Here is a 23196-nt window from a genome sequence, read left to right on the forward strand (position 1 = left end):
GGCTGAACAACAAAGCGAAAGTGACCGCCAGAAAATCCTACGGCTTCAGGACCTACAGATGCCTGGAAATAGCGCTATACCATGCGCTTGGGCGGCTACCTGTGCCGGAGACGGCCCACAGATTTTACTGACGAGGCAATTTTTGCTGGCTACCGTTCCCGATTTCTCGCCGGGAACCGGGAAGCCACGATCGCGCATCAGCGCCTCGATCTTCGCATCCCGTCCGCGGAAGGCACGGTAGGCTTCCGCCGGATCCAGGGCGTTGCGCGGGGCAAAGAGGTACTTCACCAGCTTGCCGGCCACTTCCTTGTCGTAGAAGCCGCCGTCCGCCTCGGCAAAGGCTTCCGCCGCATCGGAGGTCAGCACGTCCGCCCATAGGTAGCCGTAGTAACCGGCGGAGTAGCCCTCACCGGAAAAGATATGGCCGAAGTGCGGGGTGCGGTGACGCATTACCAGCTCTTTGGGCATGCCCAGCGCCTCCAGGGTCTCGCGCTCGAACGCATCCGGATCTATTCCCTTGGGGTCAACGGTGTGGAACTTCATATCCACCAGTGCAGAGGCCAGGTATTCGGTAGTCGCGAAGCCCTGGTTGAAAGTGGCGGCCTTCTTGATCTTGGCCACCAGCTCATCGGGAATCGGCTCGCCGGTCTTGTAATGCACCAGGTAGTTGTCGATCACCGCATCGGTGGCCAACCAACGCTCGAGCAACTGGGACTGGAATTCGGTGTAATCGCGCACACCGCTGTTCAGGGTCGGGTAACTCACGTTGGAGGCGAGGAAATGCAGCGCGTGGCCAAACTCGTGAAAGAAGGTTTCGGCATCGTCCCAGCTCACCAGTACCGGCTCGCCCGGCGCCCCCTTGATAAAGTTGGAGTTGTTAGAGGCCAGTACCGTCTCCCTGCCATTGAAAGTGGTGTGGTCCCGATACATGGTGGCCCAGGCGCCGGAGCGCTTGCCGGAGCGGGCGAATGGGTCCAGGTACCATAGGCCGATATGCTCGCCGCTGGCCTTGTCCTTCACCTCCCAGACCTTCACGTCCTGATGGAAGACTGGAACCCTACCCTCTTTCACCGGCGTAAAGCTGAACCCGAACAACTCACCGGCAACGTAGAACATCGCCTCGCGCAGCTTGTCCAGTTGCAGGTACTGTTTCACCTCATCGGAATCCAGGTCGTATTTGGCCTTGCGCACCTTTTCCGCATAGTAGCGGTAGTCCCAGGGCGCGATGGTGATATCCGCACCCTGGGCGTCCGCCACCGCCTGCATGTCTGCGACTTCTTCTTTAACCCGGGCAACCGCTGCCGGCCACACAGCCTCCATCAATTCCATTGCGCGTTCGGGGGTTTTCGCCATGCGGTTCTGCAGGCGCCACTGGGCGTAGTTGTCGAAGCCCAGCAGACTGACGCGCTCGTCGCGCAGTTGCAGTATCTCGGCGATGATGGCGTTGTTGTCGTGCTCGTCGCCGTTGTCCCCGCGGTTGTAGTAGTTATTCCAGACTTTCTCGCGCAATTCCCGGTTGTCGGAATAAGTGAGGAAGGGGTCCATGGAAGAACGGGTATTGGTGATTGCATATTTGCCCTTGTGGCCCTTCTCCTCCGCGAGCGCCGCGGCCGCCGCCACGAAAGATTCCGGCAGTCCGCTCAACTGCTCCTTGTCCAGGAAGAGATCGTAACCCTCTTCGTCCGCCAGCACATTATTGGAAAACCGGGTATGCAGTTCCGCGAGACGCTGGTTGATCTCCCCGTAACGCTTTTTAGCCTCGCCGGTGAGGGTCGCGCCATTGGTGGCGAACCTGTCGTAGATGAGTTCCACCACACGCTGTTGCTCGGCATTCAGGTCGGATTCGTTGCGCTGGTCATAAACGGCCTTGACCCGTTGGAACAGCTTGTCGTTCTGGACAATCCGGGATTCGAAGTCCGCCAGCTTCGGCGCCATCTCCTGCTGGATGACGCGAAACTCCGGGGAAGACATATTGGCGCTCCAGATGCCGTAGTAGGCGAAGACCCGGTCCAGTTCACCGCCGCTGCGTTCCAGCGCCGCGATGGTATTGGAAAAGGTCGGCGCCTCGGGATTGGCAGTGATCGCATCTATCTCCGCCAGGCTCTTGCTCATGGCGGCTTCCAGGGCCGGTTTCAGGTCCGACACCGCCATCTTGTCGAAGGCCGGCACACCGCCGTAGGGGCCGGTCCACTCGGCCAACAGCGGATTCCTGTTCTCCGGGGCTGCGCTTGCGGCTTCGTTCGCAGAAGTGGTGTCCTGTGCCGGCCCGCTCTGCTGGTCCTCTTTGTCGCAACCGGCGGCGGTCAGCGCGGCGGCTATAGACAGCGCGATCAGTGTCTGGCGCATGGGTTTTCTCCTGTGGTACTACTTTTCTTTAGTTTTTAATCGCTCGAGTCTAACGCTTTTCATCCCACGGTTGCCATTCAACGGCGCGCCGTCTGCGCCTCAGGGCGACAAGTAGAAAGATTTCCGCGATAAACCCCCCGCTCTGGCCAACTTACATGCTTGAGACAGATCTATCAGAGAGTGTTATTTGCAACTTGATAACGACTTTTTAAGTGTATTCTTTTAAACTCTGTATTTGCTGGCCGATGCACTGGGTCAAGGCGGATTGGCGATTGGTCGGGAACGCCGCTGGTGCCGGAACAGGCCGGATTTCGGATGGTGAGATGGCCGGAAATGGAGACGGAGGTGATGCGTCGGAGAGATGCCTGGGCGAACATGACGCTAGCCCAGGCACCGGCAACTCTCGACAGAGGCTTCGGTGCCCCGCTGACTACTGGCGGAGATCTTCGAGGATGGCGCCGGCGCGCAGCAGCTCCTCCTCGTGATCGGCCTCGCGCCAGGGCTCCTGCAACGCCTCGGCGATCCACGCCTGCATGGCCGGCAGTTGCAGCAGCCGTTCGGCGTAGGCGGCCGCGGTTTCGGTCAGTGGCAGGGAATAGTTCTTTGCGCGGATGGCCACGGGGGCAAAGAAGGCGTCCACCGCGGTGAATTCCTCTCCGGCCAGATAGGCCCCGCCAAAGCGCCGCAACCCTTCACACCAGAGTTCGTCGATGCGACCGATATCCTTTTGCAGCTTCCCGGGAATTTCCGCGAGCTGTACGCGTACCCCACAATTCATGGTGCAGATATCGCGCAGAGTGGAAAACCCGGAGTGCATTTCCGCGGCCGCGCAGCGGGCCCAGGCGCGAGCGCCCTTCTCCGCCGGCCAGACCTGCGAGTGGGCCTCCGCCAGGTACTCGGCGATCGCCAGAGAGTCCCAGACGGTTGTCTCCCCATCCACCAGGCAGGGCACCAGGCCGTTGGGAGCAAAGCGGCGGAACTTCTCCCAACTACCGCCCTCCTCGAAGGTGACCAGCTCCTCACCGAAGGGAATCTCCAGCTGGCGCAGCAGCAGCCAGGGCCGCAGGGACCAGGAAGAGTAGTTTTTGTTGGCGATAAACAGTTGGTACATGGGCATCCCCTAAGTTGAGTAGTAAAAAACACCAAGCCAAGCACTGCAAACTTTTCGGCTGGCGCGAGGCCAGGCCCTGCCGCCGATGGCCGCCCGGGAAATATTTACCGATGTGGTTTTTTCCCGGGCGGCCATCGACGGTAGGGCCGATCGGAGCCACCAACCTGGCAGCATTCCGGTAGCCGTCAATCTACTGTCGCCCCTTCGGGGCGATTGCCGAGCTGGAGCTCGGCGTTCCCAGGGGGACGGTCTGGAAATTTATGTGCGGCCGTCGCGCAGCCACTCGGCCACGCAGAAGGCCAGCTCCAGCACCTGGTCCGCATTCAGGCGCGGATCGCACTGGGTGCGGTAGCAGGTGGCCAGGTCCGCCTCGGAAATCTTCCAGGCGCCGCCGGTGCACTCGGTGACATGCTGGCCGGTCATCTCCAGGTGGATGCCGCCGGGATGTGTGCCTTCGGAGCGGTGCACAGCGAAGAAATCGCGGATCTCCCGCAGTACCTTGTCGAAATCGCGAGTCTTGTAGCCGCTGCTGGCTTTGACGGTGTTGCCGTGCATGGGATCGGTGCTCCACACCACCGAGCGCCCTTCCCTCTTCACCGCGCGCACCAGCGCCGGCAGTTTCTCGCCCAGGGTATCGGCGCCCATCCGGGTAATCAGCGTCAGGCGGCCGGGCTCATTATTGGGGTTGAGCCTGTCGATCAGCTGCAGCAGTTCATCGCCGCTCATGCCCGGCCCCACTTTGACTCCGATGGGATTCCACACGCCGGAGAGAAACTCCACGTGGGCACCGTCCAACTGGCGGGTGCGCTCGCCGATCCACAGCATATGTGCCGAGCAGTCGTACCATTTGCCGGTGAGACTGTCGGTGCGGGTCAGTGCCTGTTCGTAGTTGAGCAGCAGCGCCTCGTGGGAGGTGTAAAGCACCGTCTCGCGAATGGCCGGAGTATTCCCCGAGGTCACCCCGCACACCTCCATAAACTCCAGCGCCTCCTGCAGCCGTTCCGCCAACTGCGCGTACTTTTCCCGCTGGGGATTGTTTTCCAGGTAACTGAGGTTCCACCCATGCACCTGGTGCAGATCGGCGAGACCGCCCTGGGCGAAGGCGCGCAACAGATTGAGGGTGGCGGCGGACTGGTTGTAAGCGGTGAGCATCCGCTGCGGGTCCGGCCGGCGCGCCTGTTCGGTGAATTCGATACCGTTGACGATATCGCCGCGGTAGCTGGGCAGCTCCAAACCGTCGACGGTTTCCATATCCGAGGAACGCGGCTTGGCGTACTGGCCGGCCATTCGCGCCACCTTCACCACCGGCAGGTTGCCGGCGAAGGTGAGCACCACCGCCATTTGCAACAGCACCTTGAAGGTGTCGCGGATACGGTTGGCATTGAAGTCGGCAAAGGACTCGGCGCAGTCGCCACCCTGCAGCAGGAAGGCATTGCCTTCCGCCACCTGCGCCAATTGGCGGCGCAGCTCGCGGGCCTCGGCGGCGAATACCAGCGGCGGATAGCCGGCCAGCTGGCGATCGACCTCGGCGACCTGATCCGGGAATTCATAGCTGGGTTGCTGGCAGGCGGTGAAGTTGCGCCAGCTCTGGGGGGTCCAGGTTGAAGAATCGGACACGGTGGCTCCCTGTTGAAAGTCCTATGCGGCCATGGGCGGATGGCCGCCCCGCCGCTCCTACAGATGGCGAGATGGCGGGCCGCGGCCCGCGATGCGGAGCTGGAGCTCCGCGGTCCCGGGTCCCGGGTCCCGAGTCAGAGTATGCTGGCCACTGCCTTGCAGAAATACTCCATATTGCCCTGGCTCAGCCCGGCGATGCTGATGCGGCTGGAGTCCACCATGTAGATGGAGTACTCCCGCTGCAGGCGCTGCACCTGTTCCGGGGTGATGCCCAGGAAAGAGAACATACCGTTCTGGCGCTGAATAAAGCTGAAATCGCCGGCGGCACCGGCCGTATCCAGGTTTTCCACCAGGCCGGCACGCAGGCCGTTGATGCGTTCGCGCATCTCGGCCAGCTCCGCCTCCCAGTTGGCCCGCAGGCCGGCGTCGGTGAGGATGGACTCCACGATCGCCGCACCGTGGGAGGGAGGCATGGAATAGTTGCCGCGCACCACATTGAGCATCTGGCTCTGGCCCTTGTCGGCGGCAGCGGTGTCGTTATAGATCACCATGGCCAGGCCCACGCGTTCGCGGTAGAGGCCGAAATTTTTTGAGCAGGACGCGGCCACCAGCATTTCCGGCACCGATTCCGCCATCAGGCGCAGGCCCCAGGCGTCGTCGTCCAGGCTTTCACCAAAGCCCTGATAGGCCATGTCGACAAACGGCGTGAAGCCCTGCTTCTGCGCCATCTCCGTAAGCAATTGCCACTGCTCGCGGCTCAGGTCCGCGCCGCAGGGGTTGTGGCAGCACGCGTGGAACAGCACCAGGTCACCCTCGCCCACATCCTTCAAGGTCTCCACCATGGCGTCGAACCGCAGGCTGCTGGTGGCGCGGTCGTAGTAGGGGTAGCTCTCGATCTTCAGGCCGGCGTTGCCCAGCAGGGGCACATGGTTGGCCCATGTGGGATCGCTCACCCAGATTGTGGCGCCGGGCTTGGCGCGGTTTGTAAACTCCGCCAGCACACGAAGCGCGCCGCAGCCACCGGGGGTCTGCGCGGAACGCACGCGGTTGGCGAGCAGTGCCGGATGTTCGGCCCCCAGGACCAGTTCCTGCATGGCGCTGTTGAAACCCGGCGTACCGGCGGGGCCGATATAGGCTTTGGTTTCCTCGCTCTGCAGGAGGCGGGTCTCCGCTTCCTTGACCGCCTGCAGCACCGGTGTGTGCCCGGACTCGTCCTTGTACACCCCCACGCCCAGGTCGATCTTGTCGGGATTGTCGTCGGCGCGGTAGCTTGCCAGCAGGCCCAGGATCGGATCGGGCGGCAGACTGCTCATATGCTCAAACATGCGGAAACTCCTGCGATTTTCTTCTCTCAACCCATCAAACCGCTCTCGGCCCAGGCCTGAGCGCGGTCCATCAGTTTTTCAATAATGCTGTCCAGCTGGCGGCGCTCTTCGTCGGTGAGCGACGCCATCAGGTCGCGCTCGTACTGCTGCGCCAGCGGTACTATGCGCTCGTACACCTCCCTCCCCCGCTCGGACAGGTTCAGCACCTGGCGGCGGCGGTCCGCCGGGTCCTCGCTGCGGGTGATGTAATCGTTTTTCAGCAGTGAGGACACCGCGCGGCTGATGGCCACCTTGTCCATAGCGGTCTGCTCCACCAGTTCGGCGGCGGACAGGTCCGGGAAACGCCCCAGTATCGCCATCACCCGCCAGGCGGGAATGGTCAGGTCGAAACGGGCACCATAAGCTTGGGCTATCGCATTGCTCACCCGGTTGGAAAGCACCGACAGGCGATAGGGCAGAAACTTCTCCAGGTGCAGATCGTCGGGCCCTGCCGCCTCCTGCGGGCCCCGGTTTTCGGTTGTCATCTCTCTGGTTACCTGCTTTGCGCGGGGGATATTGAATCGGGTTACAAATGTAACTAACATTAGTTTCAATTGTAACCACTACCACCGGAAATTTTCCGGTGGAGCCCGGCCCCCAGTGACACAGGAAATTGGCCGCGCATTATACGGCTTTGTACGCCATTTTTGGTATCCAAAACCCGTCGCGACGCAAAATATTTGCGCGCGGGACCAGAGATATGAGGCACCCGTGATGAGCAAAGACCTGTTTGACAACCCCCTCGGCACCGACGGCTTTGAATTCGTGGAATACGCGGCTCCGGAGCCCGAACTGCTGCGCTCCCTGTTCGAACATCTGGGCTTTGCGGAAGTGGCCCGCCACCGCTCCAAGGACGTCACCCTGCACAAACAGGGCGACATCAACTTCATTATCAATGCCGAGCCGGACTCATTTGCACAGAGGTTCGCCAGAAAGCACGGTCCCTGTGCCTGCGCCATGGGCTTCCGGGTCAGGAATGCCGCTGAAGCCTACCGCAAGGCCATCGAAAAGGGAGCCACTGCGGTGGAAACCCACCCCGGACCGATGGAACTGAACATCCCCGCCATCGAGGGTATCGGCGGCAGCCGTATCTATCTGGTGGACCGCTACGGCGACAACACCATCTACGATGTGGACTTCCTGCCCACCGGCAAGATGCCCCCGTTCGACGCCGGCCTCACCTACATCGATCACCTCACCCACAACGTTCGCCGCGGCAATATGGACAAGTGGGCGGGCTTCTATGAAAACATTTTCAATTTCCGCGAGATCCGCTATTTCGACATCGAGGGCAAGCTCACCGGGCTGACCAGCCGCGCCATGACCAGCCCCTGCGGCAAGATCCGCATCCCGATCAACGAGTCCTCCGACGATAAGTCACAGATCGAGGAATACCTGAAAGAGTACAGGGGAGAAGGCATCCAGCACATCGCCCTGGGCACCGATGATATCTATGAAACCGTGCGCACCCTGCGCAAGCACGAAGTGAAGTTCCAGGACACCCCGGACACCTACTACGAGAAGCTGGATGAGCGGGTAAAAGGCCACGGCGAAGACAAGGAAGCGCTGCAGAAACTGAAAATCCTGGTCGACGGCGCCCCAACCGAGGGCCAGGGCCTGCTGCTGCAGATTTTTACCCGGAATGTGATCGGCCCGATCTTCTACGAGATCATCCAGCGCAAGGGCAATGAGGGCTTCGGCGAGGGCAACTTCCAGGCGCTGTTCGAATCCATCGAACTCGACCAGATTCGCCGCGGCGTGCTCCAGAACAAATAACCGCCCCTATGTAGGAGCGGCCCATGGTCGCGATCTGACTCAGAAAGGTTCTGCTGATGCCGATCGCGGCCATGGCCCGCTCCTACAGGGTCATTGATCAACGAGTGGAAACTCATGAAAAACTGGATCAATTTTCCGCGCGTGGAAGGTGAAACCAGCCGGCAGGCCCACGCGGACTTTCCCCCGAACACCTACGAGCGGGAAATGAGCAAGGAGGGCTTCTTCGGCCCGGCCACCCATTTCTACCACCACCACCCCCCCACCGGCTGGAGCAATTTCGAGGGCCCACTGCGTCCCCACGCCTTCGACAGCACCAGAATGGCCCACAGCGGCAACAGCCCCTGGGACCACAAGCCGATACTGCAGAACAGCGACAGCCTGGTGGCCCTGTGGACCTGTCGCGAAGCCATGGACCACCTGGTCCGCAACGCCGACGGCGACCAGCTGCTGTTCGTGCACAACGGCAGCGGAGATCTCTACTGCGATTTCGGCCACCTGCATATTCGCGACGGCGACTATATCGTGCTCCCCCGCGGCACCCTGTGGCGCCTGGAGCCCGCCGAACCGCTGGAACTGTTGATGGTGGAGGCCACCGGCAGTCACTTCCAGCTGCCGGAAAAAGGCCTGGTGGGCCGCCACGCCATCTTCGACCCGGCAATGCTGGACATACCCGCAATAGACGGCAAATTCCGCGCGCAGCAGACCGAGGACGAGTGGCAGGTAAAGGTGAAGGCGCGCCAGCAGGTATCCGTGATCACCTACCCCTTCAACCCGCTGGACGCCGCCGGCTGGAAGGGGGACAACCTGGCAGTGCGCATCAACTGGCGCGACATACGCCCGCTGATGAGCCACCGCTACCATCTTCCCCCGTCGGCTCACACCACCTTCGTGGCCCGCGGCTTCGTGGTCTGCACCTTTGCGCCGCGCCCCATCGAGAGCGATCCCGACGCCCTGAAAGTGCCCTTCTTCCACAACAACGACGATTTCGACGAACTGATCTTCTATCACCGCGGCGACTTCTTCAGCCGCGACAACATCCACCCGGGCATGCTCACCCTGCACCCCATGGGCTTTACCCACGGACCGCATCCCAAGGCCCTCGAGGCCGGGGCCAGGCACGCAAGAAAGGAAACCGACGAGGTGGCGGTCATGCTCGACAGCCGCACGCCCTGGAACATCCTGCCGGATGCCCATGCGGTGGAAGACCCGGAATATGTAAATTCCTGGAAGTCGAAGTAACTACTCGATATTGACGGGCCTCCGGCCCGCTTGCCGAGCTGGAGCTCGGCGCTCCCAGGATCGCGGCCAACGGCCGCTCCTACACAAAATTCGATCCGAACCCTCAACCAGCAAGAATCTGAAGCCATGAAACTAGCCTCCCTTAAAAAAGGCCGCGACGGCGAACTGATCGTGGTCTCCCGCGACCTGGCCCGCTACTGCGGCGCCGCCGATATCGCCCCCTCCCTTCAGGCGGCCCTGGATGACTGGGAAACTATCGAGCCCAGACTGCGGGCCCGCTTCAACGCACTGCAGCAGGGCGAGGTCACCAGCTTCCCCTTCGATCCCGACGAATGCCACAGCCCCCTGCCCCGCGCCTACCACTGGGCGGACGGCAGCGCCTACGTCAATCACGTGGAACTGGTGCGCAAGGCCCGGGGAGTGGAGATGCCGGAATCCTTCTGGACCGATCCGCTGATGTACCAGGGCGGCTCTGACACCTTTCTCGCCCCCAGAGAAAATATCGCCATGGCAAGCACCGAGTGGGGTATCGATTTCGAGGCGGAAGTGGCGGTGATCACCGGCGATGTGCCCATGGGCACCGACGCGGAGCAAGCCGGCGGGCATATCCGCCTGCTGATGCTGGTCAACGACGTTTCCCTGCGCAACCTGATTCCAAGCGAGCTGGCCAAGGGCTTCGGCTTCTACCAGTCCAAGCCCTCCAGCGCCTTCTCCCCGGTGGCGGTGACGCCGGATGAACTCGGCCACCACTGGCGCGACGGCAAGGTGCACCTGCCCCTGCACGCGAGGCTGAATGGAGAGAAAATCGGCTCCCCCAACGCCGGCGTGGACATGACCTTCAACTTCCCACAGCTAATCGCCCACGCGGCGAAAAGCCGCAATCTCGGCGCCGGTACCATTATCGGCTCCGGCACCGTCTCCAACCTGGACCGGACCGAAGGCTCCTGCTGCCTGGCCGAAGTGCGTATGCTGGAAATGATCGCCGACGGCAAACCCGACACGCCGTTTATGCAGTTCGGCGACCGCATCGAGATCGCCATGTACGACGAGATGGACGCGGATATTTTCGGTACCATCGATCAGCAGATAGTGGAGTATGTGAATCCGGAATAACTATCGGGGCTCAGAAAGAATACCGAAGCCTGAAGCGAAGGCTCTGATGCCGGTGGCTTTTTGCCAGACCTTACGCGGCCAAGGACGGCCGCGTAGAGCGTACAGGGAAGTATCCACAGCGTGTCTGGCAAAAAGCCACCGGCAGCAGGGCCGCCACCACATCATAAAAATCGACCATAACCAAGGGAATAACAATGGAATTACACGGCTACTTCCGCTCCTCCGCCAGCTACCGCGTACGCATCGGCCTCAACCTCAAGGGCCTGGAATACGACTATTGCGCGGTCAACCTGCTGAAAAGCGAACAAAGCGGCGATGAATACCGCAAACTGAACCCCCTGGGCCTGGTGCCGGCGCTGGTGGACGGCGACACAGTACTCACGCAATCCCTCGCCATACTCGAGTGGCTGGACGAGCGGCATCCCGAACCCGCACTCTTGCCCCGGGATTCACTGCAAAGGGCGCGCATCCGCGCGTTGACCTATACCATCGCCTGCGATATCCAGCCGGTGCAGAACCTGCGCATACTCAAATATCTGCAATCGGAGTTTGCGGTCGATGACGAGCAGAAAACCGGCTGGGTCCGCCAATGGATTCACGAAGGATTCAGTGCGCTGGAACAGCAGCTGGACCCGACACCTTTTGCAGCTGGCGTGGAACCGGGACTGTTCGAGTGCTGCCTGATTCCACAGATTTACAATGCCGAGCGTTTTGGAATGGATATCGCCGACTATCCAGCAATCCACCGCATCGCCCAGGTCTGTGCGGAAATACCGGCTTTTGTCGAGGCGCGGCCGGAAAACCAGCCGGACAGCACTCTCTAATCGGGCTCCCCGCGCAAAGAGAGCGGCTCCTTGAAGGTAAGTGTCCGGTACGGGAAGGGAATCTCGATACCAGCGCTGTCCAGGGCGTCCTTGATCGCGGTCACCACCTCGCCGCGGGACTCGCGCAACGCCACCGGGGTGGAGCCCGTCCACCAGGTGACCTCGATATCGATACCGCTGTCACCGAATTCCTGTGGAAACACCTGGATGGGATCCTCCTCCCGCACCAGCTCACAAGAGGCCACTGCCTCTTCGATCACCTCCACCGCCTCCGCCAGCTTCTCGCCGTAGGCCACTCCCACGGTAATGTCGACCCGTCGCTTGATCCGATCGGTGAGGATCTCACAGGGATTCTTGAACAGAAACAGATTCGGCACTATCACCAATTCTCCGCTGGTCCTGCGTATCGCGGTGTTGCGCACCTCCACCGCTTCCACCCGGCCGGCAACCCCCTCGCACTCGACAAAATCCCCCTCCTCGAAGGGAAAGCGCCACAAAATCAGGATGCCGGCGAAGAAATTCTCGAAGATATCCTTGAATGCCAGGCCCACGGCAACGGATAGCAGGCCCAGGGCTCCCAGCGCCCGGGCCGGGGTCAGCCCGGGGAAAAGCACCATTGCCGCAAATAGAAAGCCGAGCACCCAGACTCCAATATTAATCAGGCGCACCAGCAATTCGCGCAACGACTTTCGGGATGTAGTGCGTTTGAATATGCGCCGCCCAGAATGCTTGATCACCAGGGCAATAATCCAGGTCACCAGCAATACCACAAAACTGGTAAGCACATAGGGAACATGGACGAGGAAATTGCTCCAGATATCCGCCAGCGACTCCAGGATGGTCGTCAACGCCTCTGAGAAGGACGTAGGTGCCATTTTAGCCAGCTCCAACTCCTCCTGCGGCTCCTGCGGCTGGGGATCCTGCAGGGGATTCTGCTGGAGAAACTTGGGAATAAAGAGCGCGGGAAGGGCAGCCATAAACCTTTACAACTCCGTCTGTAGGGCGAGGAAGCCGCTCACGGCGTTATCGCCTCCAAGAGCCGCCGGCTCTGCAGCCAGTCGTACCAGTCCTTCAGGCCGTAACCGCCGGTGGCGGAGAGCTGCAATACGTCGATATGTGGGTTGACCCGGCGCGCGTAACCGATACAAACATCCGTATCGAAATCCACATGGGGCAGCAGGTCAGTTTTGTTCAGAATCATCAGCGACGCGGCGCGAAACATATGGGGATATTTGAGCGGCTTGTCCTCCCCCTCGGTCACCGAAAGAATCACCACCTTGGCGTGCTCCCCCAGGTCGAAGAGTGCCGGACATACCAGGTTGCCGACATTTTCAATCATCAGCAGCGACCCCACCGGGGCGGCCAACTCGTCGAGCGCCCTCTCGATCATCGACGCCTCCAGGTGGCAGCCGGTGCCCGTATTGACCTGTACCGAGCGGCAGCCGGTAGCGCGGATGCGCTCGGCGTCGAACTGGGTCTCCTGGTCGCCCTCAATCACGCTGACAGTAACTGTGTCGCGCAGGTCGCGGATGGTGCGCTCCAGCAATGTGGTCTTGCCGGCGCCGGGAGAACTGACGAGATTGAGGGCGAGAATATTCCGCTCGCGCAAACGGGCGCGGTTGCGTTCCGCAATCGCCCGGTTGTGCGCGAGCAGGTCCCGCTCCAGATGCAACCAGTCGCCCCCCCGATCCGGCGGGGCCGCTTGTTCACTGTGCTGACGGCGCAGTGCGGGACCTTCGCCAGCCGCAATCGATTCACCGATACTCAGCACTTTGCCCGTAGCGGTATTGGTCAGTAGGGAGCGAGCGCCCCCGGAACAACCGCAGGTGGTACACATCAAACCGCCTCCTCGATTTCCATGGATTGAATCCGCAACTGGTCGCCACCACTGGGCGGCTCCAGGTTCCCGGAACCGCAGCTGCAGTTATCCAGCAGGCTGCGCAGCGACAGTTCGCGGCCGCATTCCCGGCAGCGGCTGCGGCCGGGCCGCACCAGAATTTCCAGCTCCGCGCCCCGCAGCGCGGTGCCGTCGCTCACCGCGGCAAAACAGAATCGCAGCGCCTCCGGCATCACGCAGGACAGCGCGCCCACCTCCAGGGTAACTTTGCACACCCGCGCGCCGTCTGCGTGTGCACTGCAGGTCTCGACGATGCTCTGCACCAGGGACAGCTCATGCACGGCGACCCACCCTGGCGGTCCGGATTCCCCCTGGGAACATCCGCATCAACAGATCCTCGGCAACTGCTCGCCAATCAGCATGTCGACGATGCGCCCTCCGCCGAAACCACTGCGCATCACCACCCGCCCCGCGGGTTCGGCGGTGATTTCGCCGATTGACGCCGCCCCTGCGCCGGCGGGATGCGCGCGCATTGTCGCCAGCGCGCGCTCCGCGCAGGACTCGGGCACGACCGCCACCAGCACGCCCTCGTTGGCGTAGTAGAGCGGGTCCAGCCCGAGAATTTCCGATACGCCCCTGACCTCGTCGCGCACCGGAATCGCCGCCTCTTCGAGCTCCATACAGACGCCGGCACTCTCGGCGAATTCATTCAACACCGTCGCCAGACCGCCGCGGGTGGCATCGCGCAGACAGTGCACCTGCGGGCAGGCGTCGAGCAGCGCGCGCACCAGGCCATTGAGCGGGCGCGTATCGCTCTCTATCGGCACCTGCAGGGCGAGTTCCTCCCGCGCGGCGAGAATCGCCACACCGTGATCGCCGATAAAACTGTTGACCAGGATCCGGTCGCCGGGACGGGCGCGGCCCGCGGCAATCTCCACCCCGGCGGGAATTGCGCCGACGCCGCTGGTATTGATAAACAGTTTGTCCGCCGCGCCCTTTGGTACCACCTTGGTATCGCCGGTGACGATTTGTACCCCGGCGGCTTCGGCCGCCCGCGCCATGGACCCGGCGATGCGACGCAGATCCGCCAGGGCAAAACCCTCTTCGAGAATCACGCCGCAGGACAGGTACAGGGGCACCGCACCGCTCACCGCCAGGTCGTTGACGGTGCCGTTCACCGCCAGCTCGCCGATATCGCCACCGGGGAAAAACAGCGGGTCCACCACATAGGAGTCGGTGGTGAACGCCAGCCGGTCGCCGGCCGCACAGAGATCCGCGAGCGGGATGCGAGCCTGGTCCTCCAGCGCGGCGAGAGTGGGATTGGCAAAGGCGGAGAGAAAGACGTCGTTCACCAGGTCGCGCATGGCGCGGCCGCCGCTGCCGTGGGAGAGGTCGATTCTGGCCTCCTGTATCGCACTCCGCGCTCGGTGTTCGGCTGTGATGTCGCTCATTCGCGCTCCCCCTGCAACTCGCGGGCGCGAATCAGGTCCGTGCGCCCGTAGTTGTGCACCGCCGCGCAGGCGCCCTCGCTGGAAACCATCAGCGAGCCCAGCGGCGTTTTCGGGGTGCAGGCGCTGCCGAACACCTTGCACTGCCAGGGCTTGATCGCGCCTTTCAGCACTTCGCCGCACTGGCAGGATTTCGGGTCGGCGATTTTCAGGTTGGGCAGGGAAAAGCGCCGCTCCGCATCGAAGCGGGCGAACGCCCCGCGCAGGCGCACCCCCGAATGGTCGATGGAGCCGAGTCCCCGCCACTCGAAAAACTCGCGCAGCTCGAAGACCCGCCGCACCGCCTCCAGCGCGGCCCTGTTGCCGGCATCGGCAACCACGCGGCGGTACTGGTTCTCCACTTCGCAACGGCCCTCGACGATCTGTTTCAACAGCAGGTAAACAGAGTGCAGAATATCCAGAGGCTCGAAGCCGGAGATCACCAGCGGCTTGCGGTAGTGCCGGCAGATAAATTCATAGGGCGCGGTGCCGATCACCATGCTCACATGGCCCGGGCCCAGGAAGCCGTCCAGGCGGATATCCGGCGAATCCAGGATGGCCTTGATGGTGGGAATAATGGTGATGTGGTTGCAGAAGACGGAAAAGTTTTCGAGCCTCTCCTCCGCGGCGCGCAGAACCGTCAGCGCCGTGGAGGGCATGGTGGTCTCGAACCCCAGGGCGAAGAACACCACTTCGCGATCGGGGTTGTCCCGCGCAATTTTCAGCGCGTCTTCCGGCGAATAGACCATGCGCACGTCGGCGCCCTCCGCCCGCGCCTGCAACAAGCTCTTGCGCGAGCCGGGCACCCGCATCGCGTCGCCGAAGGTGGTGAAAATCACATTGGGGTGTTCCGCCAGGGCCACGCAGTCATCCACCCGCCCCATGGGCAGTACACACACCGGGCAACCGGGGCCGTGCACCATCTCGATATTGCGCGGCAGCACCTGCTCGATACCGTAGCGGAAAATGGAATGGGTATGCCCGCCGCAGACCTCCATCAGCTGCAGCGGCCGCTCGCGCTGCAGTTGCGCCGCCAGATTCCCGATACTGGTCAGCAGCGCGCGGGCTTTGGCCGGATCGCGGAACTCATCGATAAATTTCACCGCTCCGCCTCCGTTCCCGCAAGACCGCCGCGGCTGTCCGCCAGCAGCGTGTGTACCAGGTCCCAGAGAAAGGGATAGAGTTGCTGCAAATGATCCGTCACGGGGATTCCTCCTCCAATTAGCCGGACGCCCGCCCTTCCCGCTCCGCAATGGCCGACAACTCCTCTTCCATCTCCCCCAGCTCCCGCAAGAGTTCCAGGGTTTTCTGCGCCTCCAGCGGGTCCAGCCGGCTCATCGCGAAACCCACATGCACCAGCACCCATTGACCGACACACTTGGCGTGGCTGCGCTCGTCACCCGCCACACAGGCGATATTGACCGCGCGGCGCACACCACAGATTTCCACCACCGCGGTATCGGTTTCCGCATCGACTATCTCGACGATCTGTCCGGGAATTCCTACGCACATATTCCAGCCCCACGCGATTGTAAAAGGCGCGCTGCGGCCACCGCCGCCTGACCCAGGCTCAGGCCGCCGTCATTGGCGGGCACTCGGCGATGGCACAGTACTTCCAACTCGCGCCGGCGCAATTGCCGGACCAATAAACTGCTCAGCACCGCGTTCTGGAAGACTCCGCCGGAGAGCGCCACGCGGCCGCTCCAGCCCGCGCCGCAGCGTTCGCCGAGACAGTCGACCATTTGCCCTATTGCCTCCGCCAGCCCAAGGTGAAAGCGAGCGGCCACGACGCTGGCGGCGGTGCCCCGGCGAAGGTCCTCCAGCAGCGCTCGCCACATGGGCTGTGCGCGCAACCGCGGCAAGCCATCCCGCTCCCCAATCTCAAACGGATAGCCGCTTCCTCCGCCAGCCAGCGCGGCGCTGTCCACGCAGGCCTCCAGGGCCATGGCCGCCTGACCCTCGAAGCTGACCTCGCGGCACAGGCCGATCACCGCGGCCACGGCGTCGAACAGGCGGCCGCAGGAACTGGTCAGCGGGCTGTTGAAACCGGTATCGACCATGCGCGCCAGGGTTTCCAGCGGCTGGCGGGCGAGGAAGTCGCCAAATTCGCCCGGCAGCCGTTGCCCCGCGGAGAGATCGTTGCCGAACCTCTGGTGCAACCAGGCGAAAGCCATACGCCAGGGCTGACGGATGGCTCGCTCGCCGCCGGGCATTGGCACCGGCTCGAAACTGGCCAACCGCTCAGAGTCCCTGTAGTCCGCCAGCAGGAATTCGCCACCCCAGAAGCTGCCGTCCGTTCCGTAACCCAACCCGTCCAGGGCGATGCCCAGCACCGGCTCCTCGTCCAGCGGCACGCCGTTGTCGGCGAGGCAGGCGGCAATATGGGCGTGGTGGTGCTGCACCACTTCCAAGTGCAGCGACTCCCGCGCTGCCAGCAGGCGGCCGAATTTGCCCGAGCGGTACTCCGGATGCGCGTCCACCGCAATCGCACGCGGCGCATGATCAAACAGCTCGTGATAGAGTTGCAGGGACTGTTCGAAGACATCGCCGGCGGCAGGGTTGTGCAGGTCACCGATATGCTGGGAGAGAATAGCCTGGCCGTCCTTGAGCAGGCAGAAAGTGTTTTTCAGTTCGCCCCCCAGAGCCAGCAGCGGTGGCGCGGCGGCGAACGTTTCCGGCAGCACCAGCGGTTCCGGCACATAGCCGCGCGCGCGGCGCAGTATGGCGGGATGCCCGTCGATTTCGCGCACCACGGAATCGTCCAGGCGGTTGACGATGTCGCGATCGTGCAGCAGCACCGCGTCCGCTACCGCGCCCAGCAAAGACCGCGCGTCATCGTTGGCGATGCATTGGGGTTCGCCGCTGCGGTTGCCACTGGTACACACCAGCGGAAAATCCAGCCCCGCCATCAGCAGGTGGTGCAGCGGCGCGGGGGGCAGCATAAATCCATAGCAGCGCTGTCCCGGCGCAACCCCGGGAGCCAGCGCGGCCGCGCCGGTTTGCGGAAGCAGCAGGATCGGCGCGGCGCGGTGCTGTAGCAGTTCGCACCCGATATCGCCCAGGCTGCAATAGCGCCGGATCATTTCCAGGTCCCGCGCCAGCAGCGCAAAGGGCTTGTGGGGCCGCTGTTTGCGCGCCCGCAGCCGCGCAACCGCGTCGGGATCGGTGGCATTGCAGGCCAGGTGAAAGCCACCGACGCCCTTGACCAGCAGGATTTCTCCCGCGCGCAATAACGCTTGTGCCTGCGCCACCGGGTCCGCTTCGGGGTCCTGGTCATGGCCCTGTCCCTCCGCCCGCTCCACCCACAGATGCGGCCCGCAGTCCGGACAGCAGTTCGGTTGGGCGTGGAAGCGGCGATCGGCGGGATTGCGGTATTCCTCCAGACAGGCGGGGCACTGTTCAAACGCCGCCATGCTGGTATTGAGACGGTCGTAGGGCACGCGGCGGACGATACTGAATCGAGGGCCACAGTGGGTGCAATTGGTAAAGGCGAAACCGCGACGCCGTCCGGCGGGGGCAAACAATTCCCCGAGGCAATCCGCGCAGGTGGCGGCGTCGGCGGCGACCTGAGTATGCATTTCCCCGGGCAGGCTGGCGGCGATATGAAAACCGCTCTCCGCCGGCTCCACTGGGGCACGGGGCAGGCGCTCGACACTGTCGATGCGCGCGAGGGGCGGCGGCGCGCTGCGCAGCGCCTCGACGAGGCGATCGATCTGTCCCGCGACGCCGCTGACGTGAATCCACACTCCCTCGGCGTCGTTCCCCACGCTGCCGGACAGGCCGTATTTCCCCGCCAGGCGCCACACCTGCGGGCGAAAACCCACGCCCTGCACCAGGCCGCGCACGCGGATGGACTCGGCGATACGCGTCTCGAGACTTGCAGCCTGTGGCGGTTTTTTTTGCTGTGGCGTGTAGCTGTCCAATAATCGCTCCGGTATTCACCGATAAAAATCGAGAAAGCGGTTTTTTATCGGTTTTTATATTCGGGTTCGTGCAATTTGTCCGATGAGAAAAACGCTCCCGCTACATCTGCGGATTTTGCGTTGGATTTTGCGACCATAAGGTGTGCCGTCTGAATCGGCTATCGCTGGCCTTCCTCGATAGGTCGAGGGATGAGTGTCAGCAGCGCGGGGCGCCGGTTCATCCCACTATAGTTGAGAAATTAAAGCGGGTCTGGCGGGTAAAGTTTCAGGTAGGGCAAAAATGCGCCGGGGATTATTTGCGCAATTACTTTTGTGGAAATAGGGCTGGATTACTTCTTTCTACAGGAGAAATTTGGCGGATTATCGAGACGAGCATGTCGAGTCGAGGCTATATCACGTCAGGCCGGAGGCAGCTGTGCGAGAAAAAAATCCCGCACATTATCCCCCATTACCTTGCGGATTTCCGTTTCGCTGAATCCCTGCCGGAGCATCTCTTCCGTCAGCAGGCCCAGCTCGCTCACATCGAAGGTCGTGGTCACGCTGCCGTCGAAGTCTGAGCCCAGGGCCACATGCTCCAGTCCCAGCAGGTCGATGGCGTAGCGCAGAGTCTTGACGATACCCCGCGGGCTGGTATCACAGACGGCGGCATCCCAGTAGCCGATACCGATCAGGCCACCACCGGCGGCGATCCGCTGCATCAGTTCGTCACTGATATTCCGCGACGTGTCGCAGGTGCCCTTGAGGCCGGTGTGGGAGAGAATCAGCGGTCGGTCCACCAGGTCCAGCACGTCGTGCACCACCTGCTCCGAGGAGTGGGCCACGTCGATCACGATGGAGCGCGCGGTCATTTCCCGCACCGCCGCGCGGCCGAACTCCGTGAGGCCGGCACCGCTCCGACCGTGCAGCGAGCCGCCCAACTCGTTGTCGAAAAAATGCTGCAGGCCCATCACCCGGTAGCCGGCGTCGTAGAGCACACCGATGTTCTCCAGTTCCCCTTCCAGCGGATGGGCACCTTCGATACCGAGAATGGCCGCCAGTTGTTCGCCGCCCTTTGCACGGGCCGCCAGCACTCGGCGTAAATCGGCGGCGTCGCGCACTACGGCCAGTTGATCAGGGGACCTGCGTTCCAGTTTGGTCACCCGCTCCGCGTGGTGGAGGGCCCGCTGCAGCAGGCTGTTCCAGGTGCGTGGCGGCCAGCCCTGGACGACCGCCAACAGGGTGATGTTGTCCGCGGTTGCAGAGGAATTCTCCCCGTAGTTCTGCCCCCGGGGGGATTTGGTCACCGCGGTAAACACCTGAATTGCCAGGTTGCCCCGGCGCGCCCGGGGAAGGTCCAGATGGCCGTAGTCCGCCTCATTCTCCAGGTTTCGGGCCCAGAGGAAGCTGTCGGCGTGCAGGTCGCCGACCACCAGGGAGCGATGCAGCACGGCCGCCTCTTCCGACAGGGGAGGATACTTGGGGCCGGTGCGCTTGTTCCGCCCCTGCTCGATGCCCGGCAGCAACAGCCACTTCCAGCCGGTGAACAATACCAGTGCCAACGCGGTCGATAGAGAGAGAAGTTTCTTCATGCTTCGATATAACCGATATCAAAAACCCAGGGACTATCCGTGACACAACTATACCGCCCTCTCCTGCTTTCGCTGCTGGCTCTGCTGCTCGGCGGCTGCGCCGTACTCTCCCCCAACTACCAGAAGCCCGAGGTCGAGGTTACCGCGGTGGAGCCGCTGCCGGCGGGTCCGGGCAACGACCTGCGCTTTCGTATCCACCTGCGGGTGTTCAATCCCAACGACTCCGAGCTGGCGCTCTCCGGGCTCTACTACACCCTGAGCCTGGCGGGGCACAAAGTGATTACCGGCACCTCCAGGGAACTGCCGCCCATCGCCCCCTACGGGCAGGACAATATCGTGGTGGATGCGACGGCAAGCCTGGTGGGCTCCATCTTCGCCGCGGCGGAGCTGATCGGCACCCGGCGGGAGTCGGTACCCTATGAGCTGGTGGCCAAACTGGGGTTGCGCCGGTCGATAGTGCCGTCGATCACTGTGCGCAAGGAAGGGGAGATAAGGCTGAACCAGCGGATGTAGGGAGGCGGACACCCGGGTGGGACAGATGGAACAAGGGCGAACACTGGGTTCGCCCGGGGCGCTTAGAGCCTGTTTAGGATCTCGCTAAGAACTTTCCAGGGCGGGAGGGGTGCCTCTTTCCGGGACCGTATGAGGCAGGGACGCCGATTACGAGCGTACAGGGATGTATTTAAGGGGGGCGCCCAGCCCGTGTCCCGGAAAGAGGCGCCCCTCCCGACCCCGCGCTGGATGTGCATCACCATAGATCGCAAACAGGCTCTTAGCGCCGCGCGGCGAAAATGCCGCCGGCCATGGCCGCCAGGGAGGTGAGTATGCCTACCCCGACAAGGCCGTAGAGGCTGATGGACTGCTGCGCGGCCTGGGTGAGCACCTGGTCGAAGGGGAACTGCCAGGCGACGATCGTAGAAGCGGCCACCACCGCGGCATACTGTACGCGGGTGGCGTGGCGCTCGGAGCGCCTGGAAGGCGCCGGCAGGCGTGCCATCACGCGCTCGCAGAAGCCGTCGTCGTCCACATAGGGCTCGCTGAACTGCAGCTGTTGGCCCAGCCAAGTATCGAAATCCGGCTCGCCGCCCGCGCTGCTCCAGCCGTCTGTTCTGTCGCGATTGTTCAAACCATTATCCACTGACTACCTCCTCGCGCCATGCCTGCAGCAGAGTCTGCAATTTGGCCCGCGCGCGATTGACGTGGGATTTTACCGTGCCCAGCGGCAACTTCATAATACTGGCCGCCTCCTCGTGGGAAAAGCCGCGCTGCATACACAGGTGCACGGCCTGGCGCTGGGCCTCGCTGAGTTCCTCCATGGCCGAGTTGAGATCCCGCGCCATGCCCAGCTGCTGGGCCTCCTCGACGCTCTCCTCCTGCTGTGCGCGATCCACCGCCTCCTGATCCACCTCCGGGGACTTCTTGCGCCGGTAGCTCATGACGAGATTGTAGGCGATACGGTACAGCCAGGTGCTGAAACGCGCATCCCCACGGAATGCCGGCAGGGCCTTGTAGGCTTTGATAAAAGCCTCCTGGGCCATATCGTCGGCCAGGGCCTGGTCGCCATCGCACAGCTGGCGGAGCGAGAAGCGCAGCTGTGACTGATAGCGGCGCACCAGATGGGCGTAGGCCCTCTGGTCCCCGTCTTCGACGACGCGCCGGATCAAATCCTCGTCATTGAGGTCCATATACCGCTGTCCTTACGCCTGCTTGTTATCCAGTTTCCAGTTGACAAAGCGGGCGATACCGATAAACAGCGGTATCAGGCCGAGACTGCCGACCTCCACGCCAGAGGATATGCTCAGCCAGATGAATATCGCCAGGCCGACGGCGATCAGCGTGAATCCGCGGTCCTTCATATTGCGGGGGGACTCGCCTTCCATGGCATCCAGTAGCTCCGGCGGAATATCGCGGCCCTCGGCCACCATGCGGTTGATGTGGTCCATCAGCAGCTGCTTCTTGCGGTAGCTGTTGCGGGCCACCAACCACACGATCAGTATCGGCGTACCGAACACCGCCAGGATCGCGATGATAGGAATCAACACGGCTATGTCTCCATCAAAGGGGAAATCGTCACGATGGCCGCGAGGCTGATCGAAATCGCCAGAGATACCGATACTGATATTCTTCGGCACACCGTCCATGGCCTCTTCCACAACCAGGCCCTTCTCGTCGAGGATCCCCTTTTCCTCCAGTTTCTTGTAGATGCGCCGGGTCAGTTCGCCGCCGAACTCCTCGCCCAGGTCCAGTTGGACGTCGGTGCGCTTGCCCTGCCCGTCCCGGGTCTTGATCACCAGGGTGCCGTCATCCTCGCGCAGTATGCGCACCTCCTTCTCCTCCGGGGCCTCCGGCGATTTCTCTGCCGCCGGCGGCCGCGGTGGTTCCGGCATGGTTGCGTCCTGTGCCGGGGTCTCTTGGGCCCAGCTGGCGGAGAGGCTCATCGCCGCCAGCAGGGCCATCAGCCAGCGGGCGCCGGCCCGCTGTGGGTGAAGGTTTCTCGCTCTCATTTTTTCGTGCTCTCGATAGTGCTTCTGTTTCAAACTACGGTGCGGTCAACTGCGCTCCGGAAAACCGGACCGGGTTGCCCCCCGAGGACTCGTCGGCCAGCCGCACCGGGAAACGGGGATAGCTGCGCTTTTCCCGCTCTTTCTCCCGGCACTCTTCCAGCTTGCGCGAAAAGGCTTCGTCGATCTTTTCGGAAAGCTGTTGCTGCACCTCCTCCAGGGGGGCCGCAAACTCCGTGGCCTCGGCTTGCAGGCCCCCCAGCAACAGGGCCAGGGCGGCGTAAAATTGTACCTTTTTCATAGTTCCTGCGGTTAACATGGTCGCCTCCGGGTAGAATTTCCTTGTACACCTAGTGTGGTGTAAGGTACTAAATGCGGTTATCAGAGCCCCCCAAAATGTTCACAGGAAGGCGCCGCTCGCAGGGAATGGCTCGCCCTTTTCAAGAGCGGCAACGCAGCTGTGGGCCCTCTCTACCAGGTGAAGAGGGGG

General features: G+C 62.6%; 21 protein-coding genes and 1 pseudogene. 5 read left to right on the top strand and 17 right to left on the bottom strand.

Annotation, left to right across the window (positions count from 1 at the left end; translation table 11 throughout):
- Window positions 1–198: 198 nt before the first annotated feature.
- The 5 genes and pseudogenes from ACRC0P_RS08540 to ACRC0P_RS08560 form a co-directional block, all read right to left on the bottom strand.
- Window positions 199–2346, bottom strand: a pseudogene (locus ACRC0P_RS08540) (M3 family metallopeptidase); the annotation flags it as partial.
- A 430-nt stretch (window positions 2347–2776) separates the two neighbouring features.
- Complete coding sequence (locus tag ACRC0P_RS08545) at window positions 2777–3457, bottom strand: glutathione S-transferase family protein (protein ID WP_438629878.1); 681 nt, start codon at window positions 3455–3457, stop codon at window positions 2777–2779.
- A gap of 258 nt (window positions 3458–3715) precedes the next feature.
- Window positions 3716–5074 carry a class II 3-deoxy-7-phosphoheptulonate synthase gene (locus ACRC0P_RS08550; RefSeq protein WP_438629880.1) on the bottom strand — a complete coding sequence of 453 codons (1359 nt, stop codon included), beginning with the start codon at window positions 5072–5074 and terminating at the stop codon, window positions 3716–3718.
- A 134-nt stretch (window positions 5075–5208) separates the two neighbouring features.
- Window positions 5209–6399, bottom strand: coding sequence for an aromatic amino acid transaminase (locus ACRC0P_RS08555; protein ID WP_438629882.1), 1191 nt, complete (start codon window positions 6397–6399; stop codon window positions 5209–5211).
- Window positions 6400–6425: 26 nt separating this feature from the next.
- A complete protein-coding gene (locus ACRC0P_RS08560) occupies window positions 6426–6923 on the bottom strand; it encodes a MarR family winged helix-turn-helix transcriptional regulator (protein ID WP_438629884.1) in 498 nt (165 codons plus the stop codon).
- Between the two features lie 229 nt (window positions 6924–7152).
- On the opposite strand from ACRC0P_RS08560, the gene hppD reads away from it, so the two are divergent.
- The 4 genes from hppD (at window position 7153) to maiA (ending at window position 11390) form a co-directional block, all read left to right on the top strand.
- Entirely contained in the window at window positions 7153–8214 is a 1062-nt protein-coding gene (gene hppD, locus ACRC0P_RS08565) for a 4-hydroxyphenylpyruvate dioxygenase (protein WP_438629886.1), read from the top strand.
- Window positions 8215–8328: 114 nt separating this feature from the next.
- Window positions 8329–9453: a homogentisate 1,2-dioxygenase gene (locus ACRC0P_RS08570; protein WP_438629888.1), complete on the top strand. Its 1125-nt coding sequence runs from the start codon at window positions 8329–8331 to the stop codon at window positions 9451–9453.
- Between the two features lie 126 nt (window positions 9454–9579).
- A complete protein-coding gene (locus ACRC0P_RS08575) occupies window positions 9580–10566 on the top strand; it encodes a fumarylacetoacetate hydrolase family protein (protein ID WP_438629890.1) in 987 nt (328 codons plus the stop codon).
- Between the two features lie 194 nt (window positions 10567–10760).
- The gene (gene maiA / locus ACRC0P_RS08580; protein ID WP_438629892.1) at window positions 10761–11390 is read left to right on the top strand and encodes a maleylacetoacetate isomerase; all 630 of its coding nucleotides are present in this window, start codon (window positions 10761–10763) and stop codon (window positions 11388–11390) included.
- Here maiA and ACRC0P_RS08585 read toward each other — a convergent pair.
- The 8 genes from ACRC0P_RS08585 to ACRC0P_RS08620 form a co-directional block, all read right to left on the bottom strand.
- The gene (locus tag ACRC0P_RS08585) at window positions 11387–12367 is read right to left on the bottom strand and encodes a mechanosensitive ion channel family protein (RefSeq protein ID WP_438629894.1); all 981 of its coding nucleotides are present in this window, start codon (window positions 12365–12367) and stop codon (window positions 11387–11389) included. The genes maiA and ACRC0P_RS08585 overlap by 4 nt on opposite strands.
- 38 nt (window positions 12368–12405) lie before the next feature.
- Window positions 12406–13227 (bottom strand): hydrogenase nickel incorporation protein HypB, encoded by an 822-nt coding sequence (hypB, locus tag ACRC0P_RS08590; protein WP_438629896.1) that lies wholly within the window; start codon window positions 13225–13227, stop codon window positions 12406–12408.
- Complete coding sequence (locus ACRC0P_RS08595) at window positions 13227–13568, bottom strand: hydrogenase maturation nickel metallochaperone HypA/HybF (RefSeq protein ID WP_438629898.1); 342 nt, start codon at window positions 13566–13568, stop codon at window positions 13227–13229. The genes hypB and ACRC0P_RS08595 overlap by 1 nt, the downstream gene beginning before the upstream one ends.
- Window positions 13569–13613: 45 nt before the next feature.
- On the bottom strand, window positions 13614–14678 hold the full coding sequence (gene hypE / locus ACRC0P_RS08600; protein WP_438629900.1) for a hydrogenase expression/formation protein HypE: 1065 nt from the start codon (window positions 14676–14678) through the stop codon (window positions 13614–13616).
- Window positions 14675–15817, bottom strand: a complete 1143-nt coding sequence (hypD, locus tag ACRC0P_RS08605) for a hydrogenase formation protein HypD (RefSeq protein WP_438629902.1) — start codon at window positions 15815–15817, stop codon at window positions 14675–14677. Before hypD ends, hypE begins: the two co-directional genes overlap by 4 nt.
- A gap of 118 nt (window positions 15818–15935) precedes the next feature.
- Window positions 15936–16226, bottom strand: a complete 291-nt coding sequence (locus tag ACRC0P_RS08610) for a HypC/HybG/HupF family hydrogenase formation chaperone (RefSeq protein ID WP_438629904.1) — start codon at window positions 16224–16226, stop codon at window positions 15936–15938.
- Entirely contained in the window at window positions 16217–18637 is a 2421-nt protein-coding gene (hypF, locus tag ACRC0P_RS08615; RefSeq protein ID WP_438629906.1) for a carbamoyltransferase HypF, read from the bottom strand. Before hypF ends, ACRC0P_RS08610 begins: the two co-directional genes overlap by 10 nt.
- A gap of 398 nt (window positions 18638–19035) precedes the next feature.
- Window positions 19036–20205: a dipeptidase gene (locus tag ACRC0P_RS08620; protein ID WP_438629908.1), complete on the bottom strand. Its 1170-nt coding sequence runs from the start codon at window positions 20203–20205 to the stop codon at window positions 19036–19038.
- Between the two features lie 39 nt (window positions 20206–20244).
- Between ACRC0P_RS08620 and ACRC0P_RS08625 the strand changes: the two genes are divergently transcribed.
- Window positions 20245–20718, top strand: coding sequence for an LEA type 2 family protein (locus ACRC0P_RS08625; protein WP_438629910.1), 474 nt, complete (start codon window positions 20245–20247; stop codon window positions 20716–20718).
- A 259-nt stretch (window positions 20719–20977) separates the two neighbouring features.
- Here the strand turns inward: ACRC0P_RS08625 and ACRC0P_RS08630 are convergent, their stop codons facing one another.
- The 4 genes from ACRC0P_RS08630 to ACRC0P_RS08645 are packed head-to-tail and all read right to left on the bottom strand — an operon-like array spanning window position 20978 to window position 23007.
- Window positions 20978–21343, bottom strand: a complete 366-nt coding sequence (locus tag ACRC0P_RS08630) for a hypothetical protein (RefSeq protein WP_438629912.1) — start codon at window positions 21341–21343, stop codon at window positions 20978–20980.
- Window positions 21336–21890: a sigma-70 family RNA polymerase sigma factor gene (locus ACRC0P_RS08635; protein WP_183463597.1), complete on the bottom strand. Its 555-nt coding sequence runs from the start codon at window positions 21888–21890 to the stop codon at window positions 21336–21338. The genes ACRC0P_RS08630 and ACRC0P_RS08635 overlap by 8 nt, the downstream gene beginning before the upstream one ends.
- Before the next feature lie 12 nt (window positions 21891–21902).
- Window positions 21903–22709: a DUF6249 domain-containing protein gene (locus ACRC0P_RS08640; protein ID WP_438629914.1), complete on the bottom strand. Its 807-nt coding sequence runs from the start codon at window positions 22707–22709 to the stop codon at window positions 21903–21905.
- Between the two features lie 34 nt (window positions 22710–22743).
- Entirely contained in the window at window positions 22744–23007 is a 264-nt protein-coding gene (locus ACRC0P_RS08645) for a hypothetical protein (protein ID WP_438629916.1), read from the bottom strand.
- Window positions 23008–23196 lie beyond the last annotated feature (189 nt).

The organism is Microbulbifer sp. (genome assembly GCF_051659245.1).
Classification (GTDB): Bacteria; Pseudomonadota; Gammaproteobacteria; order Pseudomonadales; family Cellvibrionaceae; genus Microbulbifer.

Bases quoted from the DNA above. Each gene is read 5' to 3' on its own strand.
- ACRC0P_RS08640 (WP_438629914.1), bottom strand. From the start codon at position 22,709: ATGAGAGCGAGAAACCTTCACCCACAGCGGGCCGGCGCCCGCTGGCTG.
- ACRC0P_RS08620 (WP_438629908.1), bottom strand. From the start codon at position 20,205: ATGAAGAAACTTCTCTCTCTATCGACCGCGTTGGCACTGGTATTGTTC.
- hppD (WP_438629886.1), top strand. From the start codon at position 7,153: ATGAGCAAAGACCTGTTTGACAACCCCCTCGGCACCGACGGCTTTGAA.
- ACRC0P_RS08570 (WP_438629888.1), top strand. From the start codon at position 8,329: ATGAAAAACTGGATCAATTTTCCGCGCGTGGAAGGTGAAACCAGCCGG.
- hypB (WP_438629896.1), bottom strand. From the start codon at position 13,227: ATGTGTACCACCTGCGGTTGTTCCGGGGGCGCTCGCTCCCTACTGACC.
- ACRC0P_RS08585 (WP_438629894.1), bottom strand. From the start codon at position 12,367: ATGGCTGCCCTTCCCGCGCTCTTTATTCCCAAGTTTCTCCAGCAGAAT.
- ACRC0P_RS08610 (WP_438629904.1), bottom strand. From the start codon at position 16,226: ATGTGCGTAGGAATTCCCGGACAGATCGTCGAGATAGTCGATGCGGAA.
- maiA (WP_438629892.1), top strand. From the start codon at position 10,761: ATGGAATTACACGGCTACTTCCGCTCCTCCGCCAGCTACCGCGTACGC.
- ACRC0P_RS08575 (WP_438629890.1), top strand. From the start codon at position 9,580: ATGAAACTAGCCTCCCTTAAAAAAGGCCGCGACGGCGAACTGATCGTG.
- ACRC0P_RS08645 (WP_438629916.1), bottom strand. From the start codon at position 23,007: ATGAAAAAGGTACAATTTTACGCCGCCCTGGCCCTGTTGCTGGGGGGC.
- ACRC0P_RS08555 (WP_438629882.1), bottom strand. From the start codon at position 6,399: ATGTTTGAGCATATGAGCAGTCTGCCGCCCGATCCGATCCTGGGCCTG.
- ACRC0P_RS08545 (WP_438629878.1), bottom strand. From the start codon at position 3,457: ATGTACCAACTGTTTATCGCCAACAAAAACTACTCTTCCTGGTCCCTG.
- ACRC0P_RS08560 (WP_438629884.1), bottom strand. From the start codon at position 6,923: ATGACAACCGAAAACCGGGGCCCGCAGGAGGCGGCAGGGCCCGACGAT.
- ACRC0P_RS08635 (WP_183463597.1), bottom strand. From the start codon at position 21,890: ATGGACCTCAATGACGAGGATTTGATCCGGCGCGTCGTCGAAGACGGG.
- hypE (WP_438629900.1), bottom strand. From the start codon at position 14,678: ATGAGCGACATCACAGCCGAACACCGAGCGCGGAGTGCGATACAGGAG.